28 protein-coding genes and 1 tRNA gene are annotated in these 22,541 nt (G+C 59.1%); 12 read left to right on the top strand and 17 right to left on the bottom strand.

What is annotated here, in order from left to right:
- Window positions 1-65 precede the first annotated feature (65 nt).
- The 3 genes from LC531_RS19245 to LC531_RS19255 all read right to left on the bottom strand — a co-directional run bounded on the left by LC531_RS19245 (window position 66) and on the right by LC531_RS19255 (window position 4,476).
- Entirely contained in the window at window positions 66-893 is an 828-nt protein-coding gene (locus tag LC531_RS19245) for an IS5 family transposase (RefSeq protein ID WP_223648922.1), read from the bottom strand.
- Window positions 894-986: 93 nt separating this feature from the next.
- The gene (locus tag LC531_RS19250; RefSeq protein ID WP_223653176.1) at window positions 987-3,914 is read right to left on the bottom strand and encodes a hypothetical protein; all 2,928 of its coding nucleotides are present in this window, start codon (window positions 3,912-3,914) and stop codon (window positions 987-989) included.
- Window positions 3,915-4,011: 97 nt separating this feature from the next.
- Complete coding sequence (locus tag LC531_RS19255) at window positions 4,012-4,476, bottom strand: very short patch repair endonuclease (protein WP_223653178.1); 465 nt, start codon at window positions 4,474-4,476, stop codon at window positions 4,012-4,014.
- A gap of 58 nt (window positions 4,477-4,534) precedes the next feature.
- Here LC531_RS19255 and LC531_RS19260 point away from each other — a divergent pair, with 58 nt between their 5' ends.
- Window positions 4,535-4,945, top strand: coding sequence for a DUF3427 domain-containing protein (locus LC531_RS19260; protein ID WP_223653180.1), 411 nt, complete (start codon window positions 4,535-4,537; stop codon window positions 4,943-4,945).
- A 97-nt stretch (window positions 4,946-5,042) separates the two neighbouring features.
- Here the strand turns inward: LC531_RS19260 and LC531_RS19265 are convergent, their stop codons facing one another.
- The 3 genes from LC531_RS19265 to LC531_RS19275 all read right to left on the bottom strand — a co-directional run bounded on the left by LC531_RS19265 (window position 5,043) and on the right by LC531_RS19275 (window position 7,265).
- A complete protein-coding gene (locus LC531_RS19265) occupies window positions 5,043-5,564 on the bottom strand; it encodes a hypothetical protein (protein ID WP_223653182.1) in 522 nt (173 codons plus the stop codon).
- 88 nt (window positions 5,565-5,652) lie between these two features.
- The gene (locus tag LC531_RS19270) at window positions 5,653-6,684 is read right to left on the bottom strand and encodes a hypothetical protein (protein WP_223653184.1); all 1,032 of its coding nucleotides are present in this window, start codon (window positions 6,682-6,684) and stop codon (window positions 5,653-5,655) included.
- Between the two features lie 56 nt (window positions 6,685-6,740).
- The gene (locus LC531_RS19275; protein WP_223653186.1) at window positions 6,741-7,265 is read right to left on the bottom strand and encodes a thermonuclease family protein; all 525 of its coding nucleotides are present in this window, start codon (window positions 7,263-7,265) and stop codon (window positions 6,741-6,743) included.
- 130 nt (window positions 7,266-7,395) lie between these two features.
- Between LC531_RS19275 and LC531_RS19280 the strand changes: the two genes are divergently transcribed.
- On the top strand, window positions 7,396-7,590 hold the full coding sequence (locus LC531_RS19280) for a hypothetical protein (protein ID WP_223653188.1): 195 nt from the start codon (window positions 7,396-7,398) through the stop codon (window positions 7,588-7,590).
- Window positions 7,591-7,733: 143 nt separating this feature from the next.
- Window positions 7,734-8,255, top strand: coding sequence for a hypothetical protein (locus LC531_RS19285; RefSeq protein WP_223653190.1), 522 nt, complete (start codon window positions 7,734-7,736; stop codon window positions 8,253-8,255).
- A gap of 11 nt (window positions 8,256-8,266) precedes the next feature.
- On the opposite strand, the gene LC531_RS19290 is transcribed toward LC531_RS19285, so the two are convergent.
- The 9 genes from LC531_RS19290 to LC531_RS19330 all read right to left on the bottom strand — a co-directional run bounded on the left by LC531_RS19290 (window position 8,267) and on the right by LC531_RS19330 (window position 13,096).
- Entirely contained in the window at window positions 8,267-9,586 is a 1,320-nt protein-coding gene (locus LC531_RS19290; protein WP_223653191.1) for a site-specific integrase, read from the bottom strand.
- 160 nt (window positions 9,587-9,746) lie between these two features.
- Window positions 9,747-9,820: transfer RNA gene (locus tag LC531_RS19295), tRNA-Asn, on the bottom strand.
- 106 nt (window positions 9,821-9,926) lie between these two features.
- On the bottom strand, window positions 9,927-10,382 hold the full coding sequence (locus LC531_RS19300; RefSeq protein ID WP_223653193.1) for a Rieske (2Fe-2S) protein: 456 nt from the start codon (window positions 10,380-10,382) through the stop codon (window positions 9,927-9,929).
- Window positions 10,383-10,462: 80 nt separating this feature from the next.
- A complete protein-coding gene (ftsY, locus tag LC531_RS19305) occupies window positions 10,463-11,440 on the bottom strand; it encodes a signal recognition particle-docking protein FtsY (RefSeq protein WP_223653195.1) in 978 nt (325 codons plus the stop codon).
- Window positions 11,441-11,682: 242 nt separating this feature from the next.
- On the bottom strand, window positions 11,683-11,841 hold the full coding sequence (locus LC531_RS19310) for a DUF4295 domain-containing protein (protein ID WP_223653197.1): 159 nt from the start codon (window positions 11,839-11,841) through the stop codon (window positions 11,683-11,685).
- A gap of 8 nt (window positions 11,842-11,849) precedes the next feature.
- Entirely contained in the window at window positions 11,850-12,032 is a 183-nt protein-coding gene (gene rpmG / locus LC531_RS19315; RefSeq protein ID WP_133659579.1) for a 50S ribosomal protein L33, read from the bottom strand.
- 156 nt (window positions 12,033-12,188) lie between these two features.
- The gene (gene rpmB, locus LC531_RS19320; RefSeq protein WP_223653199.1) at window positions 12,189-12,428 is read right to left on the bottom strand and encodes a 50S ribosomal protein L28; all 240 of its coding nucleotides are present in this window, start codon (window positions 12,426-12,428) and stop codon (window positions 12,189-12,191) included.
- 121 nt (window positions 12,429-12,549) lie between these two features.
- Complete coding sequence (locus LC531_RS19325; RefSeq protein ID WP_223653201.1) at window positions 12,550-12,720, bottom strand: DUF5522 domain-containing protein; 171 nt, start codon at window positions 12,718-12,720, stop codon at window positions 12,550-12,552.
- Window positions 12,710-13,096, bottom strand: coding sequence for a RidA family protein (locus tag LC531_RS19330; RefSeq protein ID WP_223653202.1), 387 nt, complete (start codon window positions 13,094-13,096; stop codon window positions 12,710-12,712). The genes LC531_RS19325 and LC531_RS19330 overlap by 11 nt, the downstream gene beginning before the upstream one ends.
- A gap of 91 nt (window positions 13,097-13,187) precedes the next feature.
- Here LC531_RS19330 and rocD point away from each other — a divergent pair, with 91 nt between their 5' ends.
- Both rocD and LC531_RS19340 read left to right on the top strand, forming a co-directional pair.
- Window positions 13,188-14,432 (top strand): ornithine--oxo-acid transaminase, encoded by a 1,245-nt coding sequence (gene rocD / locus LC531_RS19335; protein WP_223653203.1) that lies wholly within the window; start codon window positions 13,188-13,190, stop codon window positions 14,430-14,432.
- 12 nt (window positions 14,433-14,444) lie between these two features.
- Window positions 14,445-14,966 carry a hypothetical protein gene (locus tag LC531_RS19340; RefSeq protein ID WP_223653204.1) on the top strand — a complete coding sequence of 174 codons (522 nt, stop codon included), beginning with the start codon at window positions 14,445-14,447 and terminating at the stop codon, window positions 14,964-14,966.
- Between the two features lie 24 nt (window positions 14,967-14,990).
- Here LC531_RS19340 and LC531_RS19345 read toward each other — a convergent pair whose 3' ends face one another.
- Window positions 14,991-15,614: a hypothetical protein gene (locus LC531_RS19345; protein WP_223653205.1), complete on the bottom strand. Its 624-nt coding sequence runs from the start codon at window positions 15,612-15,614 to the stop codon at window positions 14,991-14,993.
- 110 nt (window positions 15,615-15,724) lie between these two features.
- On the opposite strand from LC531_RS19345, the gene hemB reads away from it, so the two are divergent.
- The 3 genes from hemB (at window position 15,725) to LC531_RS19360 (ending at window position 18,133) form a co-directional block, all read left to right on the top strand.
- Window positions 15,725-16,711, top strand: a complete 987-nt coding sequence (gene hemB, locus LC531_RS19350; protein ID WP_223653206.1) for a porphobilinogen synthase — start codon at window positions 15,725-15,727, stop codon at window positions 16,709-16,711.
- A gap of 170 nt (window positions 16,712-16,881) precedes the next feature.
- Window positions 16,882-17,397, top strand: a complete 516-nt coding sequence (locus tag LC531_RS19355) for a GNAT family N-acetyltransferase (protein ID WP_223653207.1) — start codon at window positions 16,882-16,884, stop codon at window positions 17,395-17,397.
- Between the two features lie 13 nt (window positions 17,398-17,410).
- Window positions 17,411-18,133, top strand: coding sequence for a DUF92 domain-containing protein (locus LC531_RS19360; RefSeq protein ID WP_223653209.1), 723 nt, complete (start codon window positions 17,411-17,413; stop codon window positions 18,131-18,133).
- 27 nt (window positions 18,134-18,160) lie between these two features.
- Here the strand turns inward: LC531_RS19360 and LC531_RS19365 are convergent, their stop codons facing one another.
- Window positions 18,161-19,558: an APC family permease gene (locus LC531_RS19365; RefSeq protein WP_223653210.1), complete on the bottom strand. Its 1,398-nt coding sequence runs from the start codon at window positions 19,556-19,558 to the stop codon at window positions 18,161-18,163.
- 321 nt (window positions 19,559-19,879) lie between these two features.
- Between LC531_RS19365 and tssD (LC531_RS19370) the strand changes: the two genes are divergently transcribed.
- Genes tssD (LC531_RS19370) through LC531_RS19385 form a run of 4 tightly spaced genes read left to right on the top strand, consistent with a single transcriptional unit; the run spans window position 19,880 to window position 22,523 of the window.
- Window positions 19,880-20,278, top strand: coding sequence for a type VI secretion system tube protein TssD (gene tssD, locus LC531_RS19370; RefSeq protein ID WP_223653212.1), 399 nt, complete (start codon window positions 19,880-19,882; stop codon window positions 20,276-20,278).
- A 47-nt stretch (window positions 20,279-20,325) separates the two neighbouring features.
- A complete protein-coding gene (tssD, locus tag LC531_RS19375; RefSeq protein WP_223653214.1) occupies window positions 20,326-20,739 on the top strand; it encodes a type VI secretion system tube protein TssD in 414 nt (137 codons plus the stop codon).
- A 21-nt stretch (window positions 20,740-20,760) separates the two neighbouring features.
- Window positions 20,761-21,957, top strand: a complete 1,197-nt coding sequence (locus LC531_RS19380; protein WP_223653215.1) for a hypothetical protein — start codon at window positions 20,761-20,763, stop codon at window positions 21,955-21,957.
- 11 nt (window positions 21,958-21,968) lie between these two features.
- On the top strand, window positions 21,969-22,523 hold the full coding sequence (locus LC531_RS19385; RefSeq protein WP_223653216.1) for a hypothetical protein: 555 nt from the start codon (window positions 21,969-21,971) through the stop codon (window positions 22,521-22,523).
- Window positions 22,524-22,541: the final 18 nt, after the last annotated feature.

Genomic DNA, 22,541 nt, shown 5'->3' on the forward strand with positions numbered 1-22,541 from the left:
CTAGTTTGTCAAACAGTTCATTGTTAATTAGGGCGTAGGCCCCATCAGCCGGATATTGAAGCTGTTTAGGAAGTAGGCGGGGCAATTTTGCGCAGTAGTAGTACGGTAAAGGCTAGCCAGTGCAGAGCCAGCCAGTTTTGCAAGCTGGTTTCGTAGCGCACAAGCAGGGCCTTAAAGCCGTCGAGCCAGGCGTTGAGGCGTTCAATGACCAGGCGGCGGCGGTAGAGTTCCGGGTCCAGGGGGGTGTCGTCATCGGTCTGCCAGTCGGCTGAGCGCCGGTTGCGTGGGATGTTGGCTTCGATGCCGCGCCGCGCACAGGCTTGGCGCAAGCTACTGACATCAAAGGCTTTGTCGGCATTCAAAAACAAGCCTTCCAAGCGCAGCTCGGCGGCTTCGAGTAAGTCGCACAACTCGGCAAACACCCGTTCCAACTCGAACGTATCGTGCTGGTTACCGGCCTGGGGCGTGGCCACAGCCAGCGGCAGGCCCTGGTTGTCGGCCAGGAACAGGGCGTTGGTGGTGCGGCCCGCCTTGCGGCCTTGGTAGCCGATAGCGGCCCCGCCATTCTTGGCCAGCGTATGGCTGCCATCGAGTTGGACGCTGGATAAGTCGAGGCGGCGTCGATGCAGGCGCAAGCTGGTGAGCCACAGATTTTTCCAGGCTCCTTGCTTGCCCCAGGCGTTAAAGTGGTAGTACACCCCCTGCCAGCTTAATGGCGGCCCCGTGAACAGGCTTCTGACGGGCAGCCACCGCCACTGGCAGCCAGTTTTGAGCTTGTAGCAGATGGCTCCAACGACCTCGGCCGGGTCAGCAGCCGGCCGCCGGCCACCCGTGCGGGTGGGCAAATGAGGCAGTATCCAGCGGATAATCATATCTTTGGTCAGGACTTCCATGAAGGAGAGAAAGGAGATGGGTCGCACCTCAAATTTCTCGCTTTTGTGGGAGTTTTTGCGTTTTGCTCGCCGCTACCTCCTTCCTAAACAGGTTCATTGATAGTAACCTTTACCATCAATATTGCGCCAGTCAGGTACCCTTCCATCGAGCAAGCTAGCAGCTAACCCAATACCACCCGGTAGACTTGCTCCCCCCGGTACTAACAGCTTACCGTCACGCACTTGTAATACTTGACGCTTGTGGCGTTGAAGCACTATATAACGACCCCAGGAAGGCTCCACCACGTAGGCAACGTCATCCAGCCAAAGTCTGAACCGCTCTTGTCCTCGGCGCATATCATATGATACCAGCGCCCCTTTGATTCGGCAATAAGGCAATGACCCATCAGTTCCGGCGTATGCCGGCCTCATAGCCAAAGCATCCAAGTCAAAGTATTGATGCGGCCAAGTGGGCGGTGGCAACATGCTGACATCAGCTTTCACCAAGGTGCGCTGATACTGGGTTAAGCTGCCACCTAACAGCAGCCACTGCGCTGTGGTAGGCATCCAATCCTGATACCGAAACTGAAAGGCCGCTGCCAAGGCCTGGATATCTGATGACGAAGCCAATGTTTCTACGATAGCAGCATCTGGCAGTAAATAGCGGTGGTTAGCTGAATGTTGCGCTACTACGCAAACCTTAATTTTAGCTGGTTTCCACTCTGCTATTTCTTTAAGCATACCCGGCAGCCGCATTCCAGTCAATAGAAACCGGCGGCCACCGCTACTACGGTCGGGCAGCAACGAGAGTGTTGGGGGTAACACGGTGAGCACATCCCGGCCGCGCTCATACTGGTATGCTGCATGACCCAACTGTCCAAACCACCGCATTGCGAAGCGCCATTCTGTGCCAGCTTCTGGCCGAAAACCTCCAAAAGCCTCACGAAAGCTCTCCCGGTCTAGTTTGCCACGGGCAGATAGCAGATATAATAGTTGGTCAGCTTGTGCATAATTAGGCTGGGATTGGACTTCAGTTGCCTGAGGTATTAAACCTGCAATTTCCCCAGCTCCCTTGAAATATTGCTTATAGAGTATGCTATACCGTTGAGCTACTTTAGCTTTTTCTGCTTCCGGTGCCTCAATTGCAAGGCTCCGAACGAAGCTGACGGCCTCGCCAGAAGCTTTGCAATCTTCCAGCAGCAGCCCTTGGAGTACGTCGGGGCACTGACCTACTACAGGCAGCAACGAGCGCAACGCTCGTAATGGGCGCGAGGCAGCGGTGCCATCGGCCGTTTCAACGCGAAACATTACATCAAGCCGTAGGTCGGGGGGCAGGTTCCAGAATCCAGTTTTGCCCTCCATCGGCCGCAAAAACTGCTTCTCGCCGTCAGCCTGATATACTACTTGCAAACTCTCATCGGGGGCCATACTACTCGCTTTAAATTGAGGCATGGCGTCAGCTAAGTAGTCCCCACGGCCTACTGACAATCCTCCCAGCGGCTCAATACTTTTATCCACCTTTACAGATACTGGCAGGGCACTTGGAGAAGCAGTCAACCGCTCAAAATGCACTTTAAAAAAGTGTACGCCCATTGCAGGTCCTGTTACCAGTGCACCGTCCTGCAGCACGTTCCCACAATTAGCAGCCCACTGCCGTAATCTCTCAGCGTATTCAGGCTGACATAATACTAGCAACTCTCCCAATTCGGGCCCACTTACAGCTATGTAATCAGGAAGGCCGACCCGGTCACTTGCTAAGGCAAAAAATTGGATTTCCTCCAAACGGGCAACTGCCTTCCATTTTCGTTGGCTGTCCTCCAATACCACTGCGTCGGTTTGTATGGGGATATTTTCGATTGGAGTCGACCAGACAGCGCCAATCTTACAACTATAGTCTACACCCTGGTGCGTCAATTGCAACTCGGTATCTGCCTCTGCTTGTGGTTGTAGCCGATGATAGAAAGTAGGCCTGCCGAAGCTGAGTTTGATAAATGGGACTAGCTCTCCAATAGCGCCATCTAAAATGTCCCCCGTTTTTGGCTGTCCCAAAACTCCTTGGCCAAAAGGCCGCTCAATTTTTACAAGCCCATTGTAAATCTGTAGTCGGCCGCGTGCCTGTTCCACAACCGCCTTACACACCTCCGGCGGGCTATTGTTTAATAGAATATCCCTAGTTCGCATGGGTAAAGCCGTGCCTGCGTCTAAAAGACAAGCCTTTAAAGCGTCTTCCGTGATACGAAGCGCAGCTTGAGCTGTAAAGCCAAACTTATAAAACTGTCGGGCCAGACGCCGTAAGCAGAGGGGCGGCAGCAAACACTGCGATAGTGGTAATCCAACGTACTTCCAAGTAGGATTGGCAAATTGCCGGGCTACCAGCACTCCACGCTCACCACCTAAGTCCTCCTGACTCCAGCGTTCAACCTCTTTCCACATGGACGCCCAAACGCCGATGCCGAGTCCGCTCAATACCTGAGTCGAAACAGTAGCTCCTTGTTTGAGCAAACTGCGGGGAGGGCCAAAAAAGCTATTCCATGTATCGTAATGGCTGCTATGCGCATTTACGGTATCTGGCGAGCTAAAAGAAAACGTGAAGCTCGCAAGGTACAGCAGATGCAATGGCGCATTGATAGCAATCCTGCCTGCTCGGTATTGCACTGACCTGGACCCCACAACTTTTGTGCTGAGCCGGGCCCGAGACCAATCCTCCCAGGCATATTTTGCTAGCTCAGCTGGGTGTCGGGGCGTAGGCCGCTGAATCCAGTCAGTAATATTGTTCCCAATTATAAACGAGTGGGTTCCATTCGAAAGCGTGTCCCAAAATATGGGTCCCTGCCGAAGTGCCTTCCAAAAATCGCATATTATACCACCAGCATTTTGATTAGCTAAGCTTTGGATAATCATGTCTTGTGGTGCCGAGTCTGCTTTAGCCAGAACTATCCGCACCAAATCGTCCTCTGTTAAACAAAGGAACACTTCCTGGCCACGCCGGGAAGGTTTAAACAGGTGGTCAGCCACCAGATTATTCCAACGGATATAATCCATAGAGACTCATATGCCCTTCGAGCGGAATCGTTACCACTCAGGTAGTCTTTGGGCACTGGCAAATATCGGATGATTAATCATATCCGCAACTGCTACTCTAAGCTATATTCTCCCAAAATTCAGGGCTGTCTACATCGAGGCACACCTCCGCTTTCAACTGCTTCATCAGATTGTGCAGGGTCTCTAAGCGCCGGGCAGGTTTTAACTCACATTCCCAAACCACAATTACCCTCCATCCAAGCAATTCAAGTTCACGCTGGTGCTGCCAGTCACGAGCCTTATTATACCCTAGCTTGCGCTGCCACCATTCAGTGCGTGAGGATGGCACCTTGAAGCATGGGTGTCCCTCATGTCCATGCCAAAAGCATCCATGCACCATTACCACCGCCTGATAGCGGGGCAGAACTATATCAGGCTTGCCAGGCAGGTCGTCACGATGTATTCTAAACCGTATTCCATGGCTGTGCAGCCATTGCCTCACAAGAATTTCTGGCTTAGTATCCTTACTGCGGATACGCGACATATTGTAGCTGCGGCGCTGCGGCGTAATCTTGTCGGCCATACTACTACAACGGCCTGTCTTCCCACGTCGTTCCAGACACTGCTCTAGTCAAACGCTTATGCCTCTTGCCTATACATCGTTCGACCTCATTCCGCAGCAGGTTTATACTCGCCAGGACTTGCGCGACAAATTCAACATTATTGATAAGACCCTCGACACCGGTGTATTTAAGCCGCGTGGCACGCGTTCAGTCTGGCTATTTGTCACTGAAGAGAAAGAGCAGGACCAGACTCAATATCAAGACCAACTAGACGGCGATATGCTACGATGGCAGGGGCAGATGAGCGGCCGAACAGACAAACTCATCTTAACTCATCAGGCAGAAGGCACTGAGCTACTAGTTTTCTACCGGAAGAATAAGGCTGAGCATCCAGGTGCAGGCTTCCGATACCTCGGCCGCTTTTTGTATGAAAGTCATCATGCTAGCCATCCAACATCATTTGTCCTAATAGCTGAAAGCGAAGGCTAAGTTATTCCAAGCACATAGCCAAGCAGTCTATAAAAAAAGCCGGCTCTCACCCAAGGGAGCCGGCTTTTTTGGTTGGCGAAGCTGCTTAAAGCGCAGCTTACTCGCCCACCGTGAACGTGTGCACCAGCCGCGCACCCGAGGGTGCTACGGCGGTAAGCGTAACAACCTGCCCGGCCGACACGCCCGGCACCGACAGGCTGATACCATCCCCTATTGCCAGCTTGTAAGAGTAGGCCCCCGGCGAGTCGAAAACCAGCAGGTACTCTTTATCTGTCGCATCCGGCGAAAATACTTGCAGGGTAATGTTGTCGTAGCCATTTGAAGGACTGTGTATAAAGCTGTTCAGCGTGAGGGCCCCGGCGGCTGTAGAAGTAGCGGCTGTGAGGGCCGCCCCCGGCAAGTCAAAGCCCAGCTTGGCAGCATCCAGGATGTACACCCCGTCCTGCTTCAGCTCACTGAGCGAGTTGAACTGGCTGGCCGGCTTGAACACCTGGTAGCCGCTGCCGTCGGCGTTGAAGCCGTACACGGCCCGCACGTTACCCTTCCAGGGGGCCGAGGCCAGCGCCAGCGCGGCCCCGTTAAAAATAAAGCCCGAAAGCTGTTTGCTGATGGTACTCATAAAGCTGAAATGCTGAGAAGTGAATAAAAAAAGCCGGCCCCGGCATTGCTACCAGGGCCGGCTGAAAACTTACTTCCAGGGGGTTAGCCTAGAAGTTTACCGTAGCGGCAAATGCGCCCGTATGAGCCACGCCCGCGTGGGTAAAGCTGAACGGCTTGCCCGTGTAGCGGTCGAGGTAGGCCACGCTGGCCACCTGCGTACCCCCGATGTTGATGTCCATGCTGGCCGGGGCCGAGCCGCCGGTAGTCAGCTCATCAAAGTCGAAGCCATCGCCGGCCGAGGCGGCCAGCGTCACGCCGGCACCCGAGCCGTTCGGGCCGGCCAGGTGCGTGCCGTAGGTAGTGCCCGCGCCGCCACCGCCTGCCAGGGGCTTGGCGCTGGTGTACTCCACGGCCAGCGGGTTGCTGGCGTTGTTGTTCAGGGGGTAGTACTGCCCGTTGAGCTGCTGGTAGTAGTTCATGCCCACCACGGCCAGCACCAGCTCATCTGCAGTCGGAGCCGCCGGCAGAGTAGCCGTGATGCTCACGCTCGTTTTGGCCGGGCTGGTCAGCGCCAGGATGCCCAGCGCCGAAGCTACCGTAGCGGCTTTGTAGGTCTTGTCGGTGAAGTTCACCGAGGCCACCCCGTACAGCAGCTCGTAGTGCGTCGCCCCCTGCGGGGCCCGCACGTCAATCTGTGAGTCCAGCCGCGGAATCGACAGCGTAACGTCCGCACCGCTGGCCACCACGCTGTAGGGCGAGAACAGCGACTGCCCCAGGCCCGCGCCCAGGTTGAAGTTGAAGCCGAGCAGCTGCGCGGCATTCGAGGCCTGCACCACGCGCTGACCGCGGGCACTGGTCGTATCCAGCGAGATAATGGCGCGCATGGCCTGCGTCAGACGCGAAATCATCTTGCTGTCGCTGGCTGCCTGAATCTGCGAGCGCAGCGCATCGCGCACCACCTTGCCCGCCTGAGCCGCCGTCCCAAACTCTGAGGCGTTTTCGCGGGTACGGGCCATGCTGGCCGCCCCCATGAACTTTGACTTATTGGAAGCCTGCTTCTGGCGCACGCTCCCATCCTTGGCGAACACCAGGCCCCCTACGGTACCCTTGATGCCCAAAATACCCGTTTGCTGGGCCATGATGAAAAAGAATTAAGTGAGAAGATATATCCGGCTGCTTTCGTTAGCGGCTCCGTCTACCAGGTGCAGCCACCCCGGTAGCGCCGCTTTATTTCTGCTTTGAAGCCCCGCCACACATGCGGAGGCACCACGCCGCCCACGCCGCATTTCCACAGCCCCCGGCCCGCCCGCTGGGCGCTGGCCTGCTCGGCCACGCGGCCCGCTACCCGGCGCGTCGGGTCCCAGGCCCACGCCCAGCCGCGCACCACCAGCAGCGAATCCAAGGCCACGCCGCCCGGCCGCGCCGGCGTCACTACCCGCAGCCCGGCCAGCGTGCGCCCGTAGAGGTCGATGCCCTGCCGCGTCAGCCACACCTGCTGCCCGCGCAGCAAGAGCGTCACCGAGTCGGCCGCCTCCCGCCCGAAGGGCTGGCTTAGCTCGGGCGCATCCACGCCCCGCAGGCGCACCCGCACCGGCTGGCCACCGGTCAGCACCTCGTAGGTGTCGCCATCCAGCACCCGCACCACCCGGCCCGGCTCAGCAGCCAGCGGCGTACCCCCCAGAGCAGTATTTCCACCGCTGGCCGGTGAAGTGTATTCCAATCCGAAACCAGATGCAACTACTAGCAACCACCCACTGACATACAATGCTTTAGCTTTCATGGCACGAACCTACCAGCCGCTTTGCGGCGTTGTATATTCGTCTGTCTCAACCGCCCCAACCAGTCCCAGAATGCCCCAGATTTGCATCTACCCCAAGGAGGCTGCCCAGCTTACCGGCACCGGCTACGACGCGGGCAAGCGCCTCCTGCAGCGCATCCGCACCCAACTCCGCAAGCCCGCCCGCGCCTACGTTTCCGTCACCGAGTTCTGCGCCTACACCCGCCTGCCCGAGGCCGAGGTTCAAGCCGCCTTGAACCGTAGCTAAAGGCACCCTAAAGCCACTCTCAAAGCACCCTCAGTCAGTCACTCCACGCCTGTTACTTTCGTTGAATCTTGTTTTCAGGCCAGAATCCGTCCTCACATTCTTTGTCACAGAATTACCCATTGTCTAAAAACAGAATCCGGTTCATGTGCTACCCGCAGACTGAACCACCCGCGCATTTTGTCACGGAGATTGTCTCTGTATTTCAGAAGCATCTTGATGCAGTAGGCACGCTTGATTTGGAAAAAGGCCTTTCCAGCGATGCTGTGCTTGCCGTACTGCGTGAGGATTTAGTACTACTGGGTTTTGCAGTTGAAGCAAGCAAACGCTCAACAGACAAAATTGCACGTCCGGTATTTTTTGGGGAAAACGGTGTTCCCAGCCTACGCTATGAGATTGATGCTTTTCACAGTGGCTGGCGGTGTGGCCTGGAGATTGAAGCTGGACGGGCATGGATGGGTAACGCCGTTTATCGGGACCTTATCCAAGCTTTGGTAATGGTCGAAGTAGACACACTGGTATTGGCCGTACCCAACGCATACCGCTATAGTACTGGTGGAAAGAACGTTGTAAGCAAGGACTACGAAAATACCGTATCGGTGGCAAGTGCTTTATACGGCCACTCCCGTATGCGCCTACCATACAACCTGGTAGTAATTGGTTACTAAACCATTACCAGCTATGCCGGCTCGCTGTCGTACCACTCACCAAGTATTTTCTGCCAGGCATCCAGCACCGCCGGGGCCAGTAGCCGGGCCTTGTCCTTGGCGTAGCGGTCGGTCACGTCTTCCTCGGCGTGCCCGAGCACCAGCTTGGCCAGCGCCTTGTTGCCGCTACTCACCTGCTTGAGCAGCGTGCCCGCTGTATGCCGCGCCGTGTGGGTGCCGATAACCTGCCAGATAGGCCGCCAGTTGTGGACCACTTTACCACCCGTAATCAGCCGGTCGTCCCATTCCCGCGTGAGGCCCGCCGACTGCGCAATCTCTTTAATCCAGTCGCCGCGCTGCTGCCAGGTACGGGCCGGAAACCGCCAGCCGCGCCGTTCCCCGATTTTTACCGCGATGGGCGGGAGCGGTACTGCCGCGTCATTGCCCGTTTTTCCCTGCGCGTGGAGCAGCGCGGGCACCTGGCTACCATCCGCCAGGGTAAGGGTAATCCGCTCGCGCACGTCGAACTTTTCAAGGTCCTCATACCGCCGCCCGCTGAATAGTTGAAACAGCCACCGGTCCCGCTCCTCCGCCAGGCCCTCCGAAGTCGGCCGCCACTGAATAAGCTTGCGCACCTCCTCAATTTCCAGGTCCAGCTGCGGTGCGTTCTTGGCCGAGTATTGCAGCCACGGCATATCCGCCTTCTCACCCAGCTGCTCGAAGCATTTGCGCAGCCCGGTAAAATGCACCTTGATGGTTGCGTCCGACTTCTGCAGGTCCAGCAGGTGCTGCAAGTATTCCTTGGCCACCTTCTGCGTCACCTGCTCCGGCCGCAGGTCGGGTTGCCAGCTTTCCATCATCGTGGCCAGCTGGTCGTACTTGCGCAACGAGTCCTTGCCCAAGTTGCGGTTCTCGGCCTTCCACTCGTCCAGCACCTCCCGGAAGGTGCGGCTGGTCACCACCGGCGCAGGGGCCACAATTTTAGCTTTCGCATCAGGGAACAGCGCCGCCAGTAGGGCTGCCTTCTCTACCTTCTGAAAGGGAGTTAGGTCGAAGAGCCGGTAGAACGCATCGGTAATGTCCTTCTCCCAATCGCTCAGCCGGGAATTGATGTTCACGTAGTCCTCGTGCCCCCGCAGCACCCGCCCGGTGCCGACGTGCCACAGTTCCTCAGGCTCACCATTTTTGCCAATGCGCTGGGGCAATACCCGCTCCCCGGTAGGCTCCTGAATCTCCTGCCCGTGCCAGCGGGCCGTAAGCCGCAGCGGGCAAAAGCCCTGCTTATCCGCCTCCGCCAGCCGCGGATGCAGGCGCACACTGATTTTCCGCTTGAAAGAAGTCGTCCGGTTCATACGTCAGGCTTTGCAGCGTCGCCCTGGCTTTCGCCTCGGTTTCCGCCCTGGTTTAGAACCAAAGATAGCCGACGACAACCGAACTACCAACCCAGAATATGCCCTTACAGCCTGGAAACGAAGAATGCCCATCGGTTATCGATGGGCATTCCAGGTAAAGCGCTCCCTCCTGGGCTCGAACCAGGGACCCTCTGATTAACAGTCAGATGCTCTAACCGGCTGAGCTAAGGAAGCTAATTCATCCGAAACCGGCGCTTTCGGGCTGCAAAGATAGAAAGAGTATTTTTGAAATACCAATTTTTCGCGGAGAATTTGCCGCTTTTTTAGCGGTGGCAAGTGCTTAGTTCGTGATTGATAGTAGGCTGCCGTTCAAATTAGTACTATACTGCCGGAGCGGGCGCGGGGCGGGGCCGCCCGTTATCTGCCCCTGGAGGCTGAATTGCGAGGTGCAGCAACTGTCCTTAAAGAACAGGTGTGAGCTACGGTCGAGCGTGACTGTAGCGCAACTGCTGAGCGGCTGGTAAGGGCAGTTGCGCTCAAAAGCCAGGTAGGTAGAAGCGTTCTGGCGCACTACGTAAATGCCCTTGATACCGCCCTGCCCGTTGGCGCTGCCGGGCGGGATGGTCACTACCCCGTTATCAAAGCGCAGGGCCTTGTTTTGCTGGTCCAGCAAATCGAGTTGCACGTTGACGGGCACCGTGGGAATGAGCTGGTTATTAGGAGAAGCCGGGGACGACGAGTTGCAGGCGGCCAGCAGCCCGCCGCCCAGTAAGCCCAACAGAACGAAGCGCATCATAAAAAGAAAGGCAATAGTGGCTGGCGGAACGCCCAGCGACCAGTCATTAGTTTACCCGGCCGCCGTTTTTTTGCGCAACGCTACTTTTTGAACAGAGAATTGACGAACGTGTGGCGGTCGAAAAGCTGCAAGTCCGTCATTTTTTCGCCTACCCCAATGTAACGCACTGGGATGCTGAACTGGTCCGAAATGCCAATCACTACCCCCCCCTTGGCCGTGCCATCGAGCTTGGTAATAGCCAAGGCCGATACCTCGGTGGCGCGGGTAAATTCCTTGGCCTGCAAAAAAGCATTCTGACCCGTGCTGCCGTCGAGTACCAGCAGCACCTCATGTGGCGCTTCGGGGATGACCTTCTGCATCACGCGCTTGATTTTGGTTAGCTCATTCATCAGGTTCACCTTGTTGTGCAGGCGGCCGGCCGTGTCAATGATAACCACGTCGGCCCCCGTCTCCACCCCCTGCTTCACGGCATCGTAAGCCACGGAGGCGGGGTCGGTGTTCATGCCGTGCGAGACGACGGGTACGCCCACCCGCTGGCCCCACACAATGAGCTGGTCCACGGCGGCAGCCCGAAACGTATCGGCCGCGCCGAGTACTACCTTCTTGCCGGCACTGTGGAAGCGGTGCGCCAGCTTGCCGATGGTCGTGGTTTTGCCTACCCCATTCACGCCCACCACCATAATCACAAACGGGTGATCGGGACTATCGGGCCGGTCCAAGATGGCCCTGGAGCCGGTGCTGTCGCCGTGCGCATCGAGCAAGCCCACAATCTCCTCGCGCAGAATGCGGTCCAGCTCATTGGTGCTCACGTACTTGTCGCGGGCCACGCGCTGCTCGATGCGGTTAATGACTTTCACCGTGGTATCGATACCCACATCGGCGTGCACGAGCAGCGTTTCGAGGTCGTCGAGCACGGCCTCGTCCACGGTGCTTTTACCCACCACGGCCTTGCTGAGCTGGTCGAAGAAGCTGGTCTTGGTCTTCTGCAAGCCCGCGTCGAGCGCCTGCTGCTGCTCCTTATTTTCCTTGTCTTTCTTAAAAAAGTCGAAGAGGCCCATGAGGGTAGGGTAGGGGGGTAGGGGGTAGGAATGAAGAATGTAGAATCCCCTGGAACGGTCACGCTGAGCTTGTCGAAGCATCTCTACCGCTTCATCTATATCGTTGAATAGCTCATATGAGGCGGTAGAGATGCTTCGACAAGCTCAGCGTGACCGTTCTGGTAAATCAATCAGCCATTCTATAAACACGAAAAAAGTCCCACGAAGGTGGGACTTTTTTGCTTCATCAGCGGTGAGGCAGCTTATTTGTTACCGGCCAGCGCTTCCTGCACTTTATCCACGGGCACCATTTCCTCCTTGAAGGTATAGGCCCCGGTCTTCTCCGAGCGCACGGCGCGAATGATTTTCGCCCAGTCTTTACCGGTCGCCGTTTTCAGCGTTGCTACTACTTTCTTAGCCATGACTCAGGTTATTTAATTTCCTTGTGAACAGTCATTTTGCGCAGAATCGGGTTGAATTTCTTCAGCTCGATGCGCTCGGGGGTGTTCTTCCGGTTCTTGGTGGTGATGTAACGTGAGGTGCCCGGCATACCTGAGTTTTTATGCTCGGTGCACTCCATGATAACCTGCACCCGGTTTCCTTTCTTGGCCATCGTGACGGGAGGGGGATTAGTTTTTGATTTTAGGACTGCAAAGGTACGGCTTTTTTCCTGAAGTGTACAAGCCAGCCACACGCTACCGCGCTAAAAGCCAGCCCGGCAGCGCCATGCGCCGAGTCAGAAAAACGGGCCCGCGGCTTTGCGTGGCAGTTAGTAGGAGATGAAGCCCTGTTCCTTGGCCTTCTTCAAGGTGGCCATAATGCCATTCTTGTTGATGGTGCGGATGGTAGAGGTCGCTACTTTCAGGGTTACCCAGGCATCCTGCTCGGGGATGTAAAAGCGCTTTTTCTGCAAGTTGGGGTAGAACTTACGCTTGGTCTTGTTATTGGCGTGCGATACGTTGTTACCAACGCGGGTGCGCTTGCCGGTCAAATCACAAACTCGGGCCATGATATCGAAGGGTTAGATGATGCTATTCCGAAACGGGCCGCAAATATCGGCAAAATTCAGCTAAATACCAAATTAGCTGAGAATGAGGGAGGACAACGGGCTTTGTGCGAATTCCTCCTCCCTAACCCTCCGATTTCCGCCACGGGCAGTGACGACAGCCGCTGCCGCAGCAAAAGCCGCGGCGGCGGTGGTACTGCTCGGTGAAAACCATATATCCCTCGGGGGTGAGATAGTAGTCGCCGGGCAGCAGGGGTAGGGCCGCAAAAGTGGCCAATCGCGGGTCATCGGCCATCGGGCAGGGCGGCGATGCACTCGATTTCGACCAGCGCTTCCAGCGGCAGCCGCGAGACCTCCACGGTGGTGCGGGCCGGCCGGTGCGCGCCAAATACCTCGGCATACACGGCATTCATGCGGGCAAAATCGGCGAAGTTTTTCAGGAAGACGGTAGTTTTTACCACGTCGGCCAGGCTCAACTGACGGCTGGCGAGCACCGTGTTCAGGTTGTACAGCACCTGGCGGGTCTGCTCCTCAATGGTGGTGGCCTCGATGCGCATGGTGGCCGGCACGAGGGGCGTCTGGCCCGAGCAGAAGACGAAGCCGCCCGCCGCAATGGCTTGGGCGTAGGGGCCTACGGCCTGCGGCGCGTCGGGGTGGTGAAGCGTTTGCATAGGGCGTAAAGATAAAAGCCGGCCGCCGCCCGACCCGAAACGACCCGTGCGTTGTTCGTAACTTTGACTCACCCACTTACCTATCCTGCCCATGCTAGCCCCTACCCCCACCCTGACCCGCGCCGCAGAGCTAATGCAGCTCGAAGACCAGTACGGTGCCCACAACTACCACCCGCTACCCGTGGTGCTGAGCCGGGGCCGGGGCGTGCACCTCTGGGACGTGGCCGGCCGGCAGTATTTCGATTTCCTATCCGCTTACTCGGCCGTGAACCAAGGCCACTGCCACCCGCGCATTATCGCGGCGCTTACCGAGCAGGCCCAGCAGCTGACGCTCACCTCGCGGGCCTTTTTCAACGACCGCCTGGGGCCGGCCGAAAAGCAGCTCTGCGAGCTGTTTGGCTACGATAAAGCCTTGCTGATGAACTCGGGGGCTGAGGCCGTAGAAACGGCGATTAAGCTGGCCCGCAAGTGGGGCTACCAGGAAAAAGGCATTGCCCCCAACCAGGCGCGCATCGTGGTGGCCGAGCATAATTTTCATGGCCGCACCACGGGCATCATCTCCTTCAGCACCGACCCCGACAGCACCGGCAGCTTCGGCCCCTTCGTGCCCGGCTACCAGGTAGTGCCCTACGATGATGCCGAAGCCCTGGCCGCCGCCCTGGCCGACCCGCACGTGTGCGGCTTCCTGGTGGAGCCCATTCAGGGCGAAGCCGGCGTGGTGGTGCCCCGCGAAGGCTACCTGACGCGGGCCGCCGAGCTGTGCCGCCAGTACAATGTGCTGCTCATCACCGACGAGATTCAGACCGGCCTGGGCCGCACCGGTAAGCTGCTGGCCACTGATTATGAAGAAGTGCGGGGCGACATTCTCATCCTGGGCAAAGCCCTGAGCGGCGGCGTGCTGCCCGTATCGGCGGTGCTGGCCGACGACGTGGTAATGCTCGCCATCCGGCCCGGTCAGCACGGCTCCACCTTTGGCGGCAACCCGCTGGCCTGCGCCGTGATGCAGGCCGCGCTCGATGTGCTGCTCGACGAAAAGCTGGTCGATAACGCCTATCGCCTGGGCGAAATATTTCGGGCCGAAATGCGCGCCTTGCAGCACGAGTGCCCCAATGTGGTAACGCTGGTGCGCGGCCGCGGCCTACTCAACGCCGTGGTTATCAAGCCCGCCGCCGATGGCCGCACCGCCTGGGACGTGTGCGTGCGCCTCATGGAGCGCGGCCTGCTGGCCAAGCCCACCCACGGCGATATCATCCGCTTCGCCCCGCCGCTGGTCATCACGGAAGGCGAATTGCGCACGGCCTGCGCCCTCATTGCCGACGTTATCCGGGCTTTTTGAGTATAAGGCTTCATGAGGAAAATTGTATGGCTGGTGCCGGCCCTGCTGCTGGCCGGCTGCCGCAGCGAGCAAGTCGCGTTTCAGTTTCGGCCGGCTGCGGCTCCGTTGGCGGTTTCGGGGGGGGTAGGGGCTGTGGCGGTAGCCCCGCCTGCGCCGGCGGCTACGCCCACGCCCTACCCCGCTATAGAGGCGGAGGCTATGGTAGTAGCCCCCGCCACGCCAGTGCCACCGGCCGCGCCGCGCCGCCCGGCGCTGGCGGCCCGGCTGGCGCGGGTGGCCGTAATGCCAGTAATGCAGACCCAGCGACTGGCCCGGCACCTGGGCCGCCGGCACGCTACCGAAGGCGCGGCCGAAAGTGGCTTGGGCGGCATTGCGCTGTTTTTTATTGGAATAGCGCTGGCGGTAGTGGTGGGCCTGGGGGCGTTGGTAAACGTAATTTTCAGCGTGGGCTTTTTCACCGGCGTGGGCTACGCGGCGGCGGGGCTGGTAGTGCTGGCGCTGCTTTACTCGCTGCTGAGCGGCGGTAAGAAATAACGTTTGCGGCCAAACAGGATAGCGCTACTGCACAGGTATTGCGGCGCTGCCAACTTGTACGGCGAGGGTATCAGTTCCAATGACTTTCGAGGCAATGGTCTCATTTAACTCATTGAATGAAAACCCAGCGGACCAACCAGGTGACAGCCTATCAGTTCTTATCCAATAATATTGGAGGTAAGATAGCTGCATATGTTTGCTATCGCCATAGCCAACTCGTACCTCTTGGGTTGCATAATCATAGTTTAAAAAGGCTGGCACTGCCACTTTCGGAGTTGTATACTTGAGCATATCTCTGATTAGCTGATACTTGTTAAAACCTTGAAATACTGTCGGCGAATAAAATAGATATTGGTTATCCCTTTTAACTATCGAATACCGAAATGTAGAGCTTCCAAATAAGACGGTGTCAGGCGTTAGAAAAGTGATTTTATCAGTGGGGCCAACCGGCGACTCGGTTAAATATTTGCCGGCCGAGTGCTTTAAAAAAATTGCTTTCACCGTAGCATCCGTTATTTCCATCTGATTGGTGAAGAGGTGGAAACCTGGCGTTTCTGGCGCAGGGTCCTTCTTATCACAAGAAGTGAATAAGCTGCCTGCGGATAGTACTAATACTAGGCTGCTAGCCCTCTGAATAGATGTTAACATACAGTAATAATACGCAGGCTTGACGTTAGGTAAGCAGATGTACCAGTAGTAATCTTTTTGGCTGACCAATCGGTTACCCTTGTTTACTAGCCCTGCCAGCTATAATTTATATGATACCCACCCACCGCCCCCGCCGCAACCGTAAATCGCAGGTAATCCGCGATATGGTGCAGGAAACGCGCCTCACCGCCCACGACTTCATCTACCCCGTTTTTATTATCGAAGGCCAGAACCAGCGCCTCGAAGTGAAGTCGATGCCCGGTGTATATCGCTTCTCAGCCGAACGCATTATCGACGAAATCGGCGCGGCTGTGGAACTGGGTATCAATTCCTTCGCGCCGTTTCCGGGGTTGAATGACGCGCGGAAAGACCCGCTGGCCCGCGAATCGACCAATGTGGACGGGCTGTACCTGAAAACGGTGGCCGACATCAAGCGGCAATTTCCCGACGTGGTGCTGATGACCGACGTGGCAATGGACCCGTACTCCTCCGATGGCCACGATGGGGTAGTGAACCAGGAAACCGGCGAGATTCTCAACGATGCCTCGCTCGAAATACTGGGCCAGATGGCGCTGGCGCAGGCCCGCGCCGGGGCCGACATCATCGGGCCGAGCGACATGATGGACGGGCGCGTGGCCTGGATTCGGGACGTGCTCGACCGCAACGCGTTCTCGCACGTCAGCATCATGAGCTATACGGCCAAGTACGCGTCGGCCTTCTACGGTCCGTTTCGCGACGCCCTAGATTCGGCCCCTAAAAAGGGGGATAAGAAGAGCTACCAGATGAACCCGGCCAACCGCCTCGAAGCTCTGCGTGAGCTTCAATTAGATGAGGCCGAAGGCGCTGATATGGTGATGATTAAGCCCGCTTTGAGCTACCTCGACATCATCCGGGAAGTGAAAAACCACACCAACCTGCCCGTGACGGCCTACAACGTGAGCGGCGAGTACGCGATGGTAAAAGCCGCCGCCCAAAACGGCTGGGTCGATGGTGAAAAAACCATGATGGAAGTGCTGCTGAGCATCAAGCGCGCCGGGGCCGATGCCATCCTAACCTACTTCGCCAAGGATGCGGCTGAAGTGCTGCGGCGGGGGTAGGAGCAACTTGTTTTAAAGAACGTCATGCTGAGCTTGCCGAAGAATCTCGCCCGCGTCGTTGAACGACACCCAAACGACGCAGACGAGATTCTTCGGCAAGCTCAGCATGACGTTCTTTTAAGGCATATTTTCCTCGCAAGTTTGGGCGAAGGATAATCGATAAGCGATATATGACCCAAGACCTGACCATTCGCCGCGCCGCGCTGGCCGACCTGCCGGCCGTGCTGGCGCTGATACGCGCCGTGGTGCCCGTAATGAATGCCGCTGGTAACTACCAGTGGACCAATGATTACCCCAACGAGGAAGTTTTCCGGCAGGATATTGCCAAGCAGCAGCTCTGGGTGGCCGAGCGCCTGGGCGAAATGGAGGGGGTAGCCGCCCTCACCCAGGACCAGGACCCCGAATACGCCGACGCCGACTGGGATGCCGCCGAGCCAGCCCTGGTAACGCATCGGCTGGCCGTGGCCCCCGCCACCCAGGGCCGGGGCGTGGCCGCCGCGCTGCTGCGCCAAGCCGAGCACGAAGCCGCCGTGCAAGGCCTGCGCACGCTGCGCGTCGATACTAACTCGGAAAACGCGGCTACCCAGCGGCTTTTCCCGAAGTTGGGCTACCGCTTTGCGGGCGAGATACGGCTAGCGTTTCGGCCGGGGCTGCGGTTCTTCTGCTACGAGAAGCGACTGGGCTAAACACGTTGCTGCTATGACTGATTTGCTCCGCTTTGGCCTTGTGGTAGTGTTGCTCGGTTTGGGTATGGGGTACAGCGCGCGGGCGGGCAAGCTCACCACGGCCGCCTTGTGGACGGGCGGCGCGCTGGGACTGCTCATCTTTTTGGGCAGCGGCTTTGCGGGGCTGGCGCTGCTGGCCCTGTTTTTTGGCCTGGGCACCGCCGCCTCCAGCTGGCGCGTGGCCGACAAGCGCCGCCTGGGGCTGGCCGAGGAAAACCGGGGCCGCCGCACAGCCGGCCAGGTAGTGGCCAATGCCGGCGTGGCGGGCCTGCTGGGCCTGCTGGCCTGGCTCCTACCCCCCGCCGCGCCGCTGGCCCACCTGATGCTGGCCGGCAGCTTCGCTGCCGCCACTGCCGACACGCTGGCCTCGGAGCTGGGCAACGTGTATGGCCGGCGCTACTACCATATCCTCACCCTGCGGCCCGATACGCGCGGCCTCAACGGCGTGGTGAGCCTCGAAGGCACGGCCCTGGGGCTGGCGGGCACCGCCGGGCTGGCGGCCGCTTACTGCCTGGGTGCTGGCTGGGGGCCGGCCTTTGGGTGGCTGCTGGTGGCGGGCACGGCCGGCAACCTGGCCGATTCGGTGCTGGGTGCCACGCTGGAACGGCGCGGCTACCTCAGCAACAACGCGGTCAACTTCCTCAACACGCTCACCGGTGCGCTGGTAGCGGGCGGGCTAATGCGCTGGCTGGGCTAACTTCTGAGCGTACTGACAGCGTGGCTTTTACCTGGCAAACGGCCACTTGGCCTCGCGGCGGCTCCAGAGCAAAAACGCCACCGTGCCCAGGGCCATCATGCCCAGCGCGGCTACCTGAAAGTAGAGCCGGAAGTGCAGGCCGCCCCAGTTGACCTCGACCGGCGCGATGCCCGCGAACACGGCCAGCCACACGATAACCACTACAATAACGGGCAGCGGGTAGAGCGGCATTTTGAAGGGTAGGGACGCCGTGCCGCGCCGACGGCGCAACAGCACGAGCCCCACCGCTTGGCCCACAAACTGCACCAGAATGCGCATGGCCAAGATGGCCGAAATCACCTCCCCCAATCGAAACAATAGGCTGAACACAAACCCTACCCCCCCCAGCAGCAGCAACGACACGTAGGGGAACTGCTTGGTAGGGTGCAACTTGCCAAACACGGGTAGAAACTCGCCATCGGCTGCCGCCGCGTAGGGGATGCGTGAGTAGCCCAGCAGCACCGCAAACAGCGACGCGAACGCCACCAGCAGCACCATGCCGGTGGCAATAGTGGCCGCCGTGTGCCCATACAGCCGCTCCATAAACACGCTGATAATGAACTGCGACTTGTCGCTGGCCCCGGCCTGCCAGCTCTGCACCTCCTGCCACGGAATGACGGTGCCCACGCTCCAATTCAGCAGTAAATAGAGCACCGCGATGCCCAGAATACTCAAAAAAATGCTGCGCGGGATGACCTTTTCGGGCCGCACGATTTCGGCCCCGAGGTGGCACACGTTGTAGTAGCCGAGGTAGGAATAGATGGTTTTGACGGCCGCCTGGCCCATCGCCACCGAAATGAGTAAGCCCGGCAATTTCCCTACCCCCCCCGCCGGCAGCCAGGCCACCGGGTGGTTGGCGTGGGTGAGGCCGCCGAAAATCAGCCAGCCCATGAGGCTCAGCACCGCTACCCACAGGGCCACGCCCAGCTTGCCAATGTCCTCGATGCGGCGGTAGAGCAGCGCCACCAGCAATAAAACCACCGAGCCGGCCACCAGCTTGGGCTGCCACCAGAGGGGTAGGGGCACGAGGTAGCCAAAATATTGGGCGAAGCCAATGGCCCCCGACGCCAGCACCAGCGGCGATTGAATGAGCGTTTGCCAGACGTAGAGAAACGACATGAACCGCCCCCACTTCTGCTCGCCGTAGGCCAGCTTGAGGAAGCGGTACGAGCCGCCCGCCTCGGGGTAGGCCGCGCCCAGCTCGCTCCAGATGAGGCCGTCCACGGCGGCCAGCGCCGCACCTACCAGCCAGGCCAGCAGAAAGTTGGGCCCCATAAACCCCATCACCAGCGGCAGGGTGACAAAGGGGCCGATGCCCACCATGTCAATCATGTTGAGGGCGGTGGCTTGCACCAGGCCCAGGCGGCGCTGTAGAGAGAGTTGCATTTTTGGGCGGATAGCGGCGGGCTCTTCACCCGCAGGAAGCAATAGAGGGCAAAGCTAGCAGCCGATGGCCTTCAGCTTGCCGCTGAAAAGCGCTTTCCTAAGCTGTTGCGCTCGCGGCAGCGCAGCTCCTGGCAGCTGCCAAGCGTGATAAGCTGCTGCCTGCCAGCGGGCCCTTGCTCCCAGGCCCCGCGCCGCGGCTACCTGCCCGGCCGAGCCAGCGTTAGCAAGGCAATGCCCATCGCCGCCAAAGTCGAAGGTAAGGGAGTATGGAAGTCGCTTACTATTTTTAAACTCTTATTTCTTAGCACTTACCTTTTTCTGATGGCTCATTCAGCAACCCTTTACCTGGAAGACAGCTCCCTTGGGGTGCAGGAGTTTCACTGGGGCATTGTGCAGCCTACCGACGAGCAGGGCCGGCCGCAAGCCGGCATCCTGGCCGGTAAAATCAGCCTGGTGCTGGATACGCTCCAGCACCCCCTAATCGATGCCTGGATGGCCGACGCACGCAAGCGCCTGAGCGGCATGGTGGTAGTGGCCGGTGCCGATGGCATGGGGGCTACGCGCACCGTGCGCTTCGTGGATGGGCTCTGCGTAAACCAGGGCCTCACCTTCGTGGCCGATAGCCCCAGCGCGTTCGCGGGGAGCATGTCGGTCGTCATCACCGCCCGCGAGCTACACCTCGACGAGGGCCTGACTATTGATAACCACTGGCCGGAGTAGGGGCCGGCCGGTATTTTCAATAATTTTCCGCCCCTGTTACTTGCTTTATGAACTCCTCTGCCGCCACTTTCTGGGTGCAGGACACGGGCTATCCCGTGCGCAGCCTCACCCAGCACGCCCACCAGGCCACCGCCGACAATGGCACCGTCACGGCCCGCCCTATTAGCGGCGAGCTGAGCCTGGTGCTCGACGTGCGCCCCCGCGACTTGCTGCTGCCCACCTGGGCCTACTCGCCCCACCTGGCCCTGCCGGCCCGCGTGGTGTTCAATGCCCTCGACGGGGTTTCCACCTCCCTGACCCTGACGCTGGAAGAAGCCTACTGCGTGGGCTATGAGGAACACTTTGAGCATAATCCCGCCGCCGGGCAGCCCTCGTTCTACTGCCTGGTGCGGGTGGTGGCCCGCCAGCTGCTGAAGCAGGGCGTAGCGTATACCAACGCCTGGCCCGAAAAGGGCCAGTAACCTTCTTTCGCTCCTGTTCGCATGAACCTTCCCTCCCGCCCCGGCCCGCGGCCGCTTCACCCCACGCCCGGCCCGCGGGCTGGCCACGACCCGTTTGCAGGCCAACGCTTGGTGCGCGCCGCCGCCCTTGAGCGCTACGACCTCGGGGTTTTGCGCCTGGGCGGCCTTGCCCCGCCTACCCTGCTCAGGGGCGCGCACACCACCGCCCGCGACGGGGACCTGGCCCGCGTGGAGGCCCAGCAGCGCTACGCCCGCCAGCTCATCACCCGCCAGCAGCATGCAGCCAGCCGCAGCGGCTGGGCGGCGCTGCAAGCCGGGCAGCCGGCCCCCGAGCCCGCCTACGCGGTGGGGCCAGCCGGCCCCCGCTCCACCGTGGGCCGGGAACTAGCGCTCCAGCGGAAAATTGACGGGAACCTAGCTCAACTGGCCGCCGACCACCCGCTGGAAGCCACCGTGGGCCAGGGCGTAGTCATCGGCGGGACCATCGTGACGAGTACGGCCGTCTCGGAGGTAGTCCTGCTGCGCCTGGCCGGGGGCTTGCGCTGGGTGGGGGCCACCCGCGCGGCGGCGGTGGCCCGCAGCCTGACGTTGGAAGGGGCCGCGCACACGGCCGAGGCGGCGCGTAGCCTGACGTGGGCAGGAGCCGAAAAGGGGCTCTTTGGCGTGCGCGCCGGCTGGCAGGGCTTGCGCGAGGCACCCATGCTGGCGGTTAGACGAGGTGGGATTGATTTTGCTGGACAAGGTATAATAAGTTATTCGGGGTCTAATGAATCCGGACTAAGGCGTATTATTGATGCAACACAGGGCATAAACGTCACAGAACTAGGACTCTCAGCCTATGGGATGCGTCCTTTTGGCGCATCTCTTTTTTCAGCCGGTTTTCAGTATAGCATCAATGATGGCTACCGCTCCGTATTCAACCATCGCGTTAGCACTCGTACGTTTCTAGCGCAGACGGCCATCGGCGCGGGGGTTGGCTACGCGGGCGAGTTCGGGGGGCGGGTGTTTGGCCGCCACCTGGCTTACAGTCTCTACCGGGGGGTAGCCGAGCGGGCGGGCGACGGCTTGGGCTATCCCGTCTGGCTGGGCAGCAAGTATGCGTTTCAGTACGGGCTGCCTACCGGCTTCGGCACTTTAGCCGGCTATGGTCAAGCCTGGGCCGACCACAAGTGGCCGGGCCTTCCAGAGACGCCGCCGCCCGCTCCGCCCAAGCCCTAACCCTGCTCATCATGAACCACTTGACCTTTTGGCAATACATTCACCAGCAGGGGGTAGAGACCCCTACTATCGTGTTCGGTCTCCTGAGCCTTGGCGTGCTTGGTTGCAGCCTTTTTCTAGCCCGTAAGCTTTGGTTAGATTTTCGGCAGCGTAAGCCGCTAACCTATGGCGATGTCTTTTCCCCTTTGATAAGCTTGTTTTTAAGCGCTGGCTTTTTTATAATGGCTTATTTCCCCCCCCATGACAGATACCTGTTGCGTGAAGGCGCTTCTCGTTATACGACAGCAAAAGTATTTAAGTATGGATACCAGCGGGGAAACAAAGTTTTTGTGTACGAGTACTACGTGGCCGGCCAGCGTTACCAAAGTTCTCACGAATGCGGGCCGGAGGACTGGCGCGACTTCACGTGCCCTGACTTGGGCGTGCGCTTGTACGTGCGTTTCTCGCCCGAAGACCCGAGCACGGACGTTGTTACCAATACCCTGGTCCCGGACTCGGTGCGCACGATTCCGCCCCTGGGCTGGGCCAAGCTGCCCCGCTGGAAGCCAGCGTGGGTCAGGGAGTAGTCATCGGCGGGACCATCG

The organism is Hymenobacter psoromatis, from assembly GCF_020012125.1.
Taxonomy (GTDB): Bacteria; Bacteroidota; Bacteroidia; order Cytophagales; family Hymenobacteraceae; genus Hymenobacter; species Hymenobacter psoromatis.

What these genes read in the sequence shown, in the direction of transcription:
- LC531_RS19245 (WP_223648922.1), bottom strand. Translation starts at nt 893, where the DNA reads ATGGAAGTCCTGACCAAAGATATGATTATCCGCTGGATACTGCCTCAT.
- LC531_RS19250 (WP_223653176.1), bottom strand. Translation starts at nt 3,914, where the DNA reads ATGGATTATATCCGTTGGAATAATCTGGTGGCTGACCACCTGTTTAAA.
- LC531_RS19255 (WP_223653178.1), bottom strand. Translation starts at nt 4,476, where the DNA reads ATGGCCGACAAGATTACGCCGCAGCGCCGCAGCTACAATATGTCGCGT.
- LC531_RS19260 (WP_223653180.1), top strand. Translation starts at nt 4,535, where the DNA reads ATGCCTCTTGCCTATACATCGTTCGACCTCATTCCGCAGCAGGTTTAT.
- LC531_RS19265 (WP_223653182.1), bottom strand. Translation starts at nt 5,564, where the DNA reads ATGAGTACCATCAGCAAACAGCTTTCGGGCTTTATTTTTAACGGGGCC.
- LC531_RS19270 (WP_223653184.1), bottom strand. Translation starts at nt 6,684, where the DNA reads ATGGCCCAGCAAACGGGTATTTTGGGCATCAAGGGTACCGTAGGGGGC.
- LC531_RS19280 (WP_223653188.1), top strand. Translation starts at nt 7,396, where the DNA reads ATGCCCCAGATTTGCATCTACCCCAAGGAGGCTGCCCAGCTTACCGGC.
- LC531_RS19285 (WP_223653190.1), top strand. Translation starts at nt 7,734, where the DNA reads ATGTGCTACCCGCAGACTGAACCACCCGCGCATTTTGTCACGGAGATT.
- LC531_RS19290 (WP_223653191.1), bottom strand. Translation starts at nt 9,586, where the DNA reads ATGAACCGGACGACTTCTTTCAAGCGGAAAATCAGTGTGCGCCTGCAT.
- LC531_RS19300 (WP_223653193.1), bottom strand. Translation starts at nt 10,382, where the DNA reads ATGATGCGCTTCGTTCTGTTGGGCTTACTGGGCGGCGGGCTGCTGGCC.
- ftsY (WP_223653195.1), bottom strand. Translation starts at nt 11,440, where the DNA reads ATGGGCCTCTTCGACTTTTTTAAGAAAGACAAGGAAAATAAGGAGCAG.
- LC531_RS19310 (WP_223653197.1), bottom strand. Translation starts at nt 11,841, where the DNA reads ATGGCTAAGAAAGTAGTAGCAACGCTGAAAACGGCGACCGGTAAAGAC.
- rpmG (WP_133659579.1), bottom strand. Translation starts at nt 12,032, where the DNA reads ATGGCCAAGAAAGGAAACCGGGTGCAGGTTATCATGGAGTGCACCGAG.
- rpmB (WP_223653199.1), bottom strand. Translation starts at nt 12,428, where the DNA reads ATGGCCCGAGTTTGTGATTTGACCGGCAAGCGCACCCGCGTTGGTAAC.
- LC531_RS19325 (WP_223653201.1), bottom strand. Translation starts at nt 12,720, where the DNA reads ATGGCCGATGACCCGCGATTGGCCACTTTTGCGGCCCTACCCCTGCTG.
- LC531_RS19330 (WP_223653202.1), bottom strand. Translation starts at nt 13,096, where the DNA reads ATGCAAACGCTTCACCACCCCGACGCGCCGCAGGCCGTAGGCCCCTAC.
- rocD (WP_223653203.1), top strand. Translation starts at nt 13,188, where the DNA reads ATGCTAGCCCCTACCCCCACCCTGACCCGCGCCGCAGAGCTAATGCAG.
- LC531_RS19340 (WP_223653204.1), top strand. Translation starts at nt 14,445, where the DNA reads ATGAGGAAAATTGTATGGCTGGTGCCGGCCCTGCTGCTGGCCGGCTGC.
- LC531_RS19345 (WP_223653205.1), bottom strand. Translation starts at nt 15,614, where the DNA reads ATGTTAACATCTATTCAGAGGGCTAGCAGCCTAGTATTAGTACTATCC.
- hemB (WP_223653206.1), top strand. Translation starts at nt 15,725, where the DNA reads ATGATACCCACCCACCGCCCCCGCCGCAACCGTAAATCGCAGGTAATC.
- LC531_RS19355 (WP_223653207.1), top strand. Translation starts at nt 16,882, where the DNA reads ATGACCCAAGACCTGACCATTCGCCGCGCCGCGCTGGCCGACCTGCCG.
- LC531_RS19360 (WP_223653209.1), top strand. Translation starts at nt 17,411, where the DNA reads ATGACTGATTTGCTCCGCTTTGGCCTTGTGGTAGTGTTGCTCGGTTTG.
- LC531_RS19365 (WP_223653210.1), bottom strand. Translation starts at nt 19,558, where the DNA reads ATGCAACTCTCTCTACAGCGCCGCCTGGGCCTGGTGCAAGCCACCGCC.
- tssD (WP_223653212.1), top strand. Translation starts at nt 19,880, where the DNA reads ATGGCTCATTCAGCAACCCTTTACCTGGAAGACAGCTCCCTTGGGGTG.
- tssD (WP_223653214.1), top strand. Translation starts at nt 20,326, where the DNA reads ATGAACTCCTCTGCCGCCACTTTCTGGGTGCAGGACACGGGCTATCCC.
- LC531_RS19380 (WP_223653215.1), top strand. Translation starts at nt 20,761, where the DNA reads ATGAACCTTCCCTCCCGCCCCGGCCCGCGGCCGCTTCACCCCACGCCC.
- LC531_RS19385 (WP_223653216.1), top strand. Translation starts at nt 21,969, where the DNA reads ATGAACCACTTGACCTTTTGGCAATACATTCACCAGCAGGGGGTAGAG.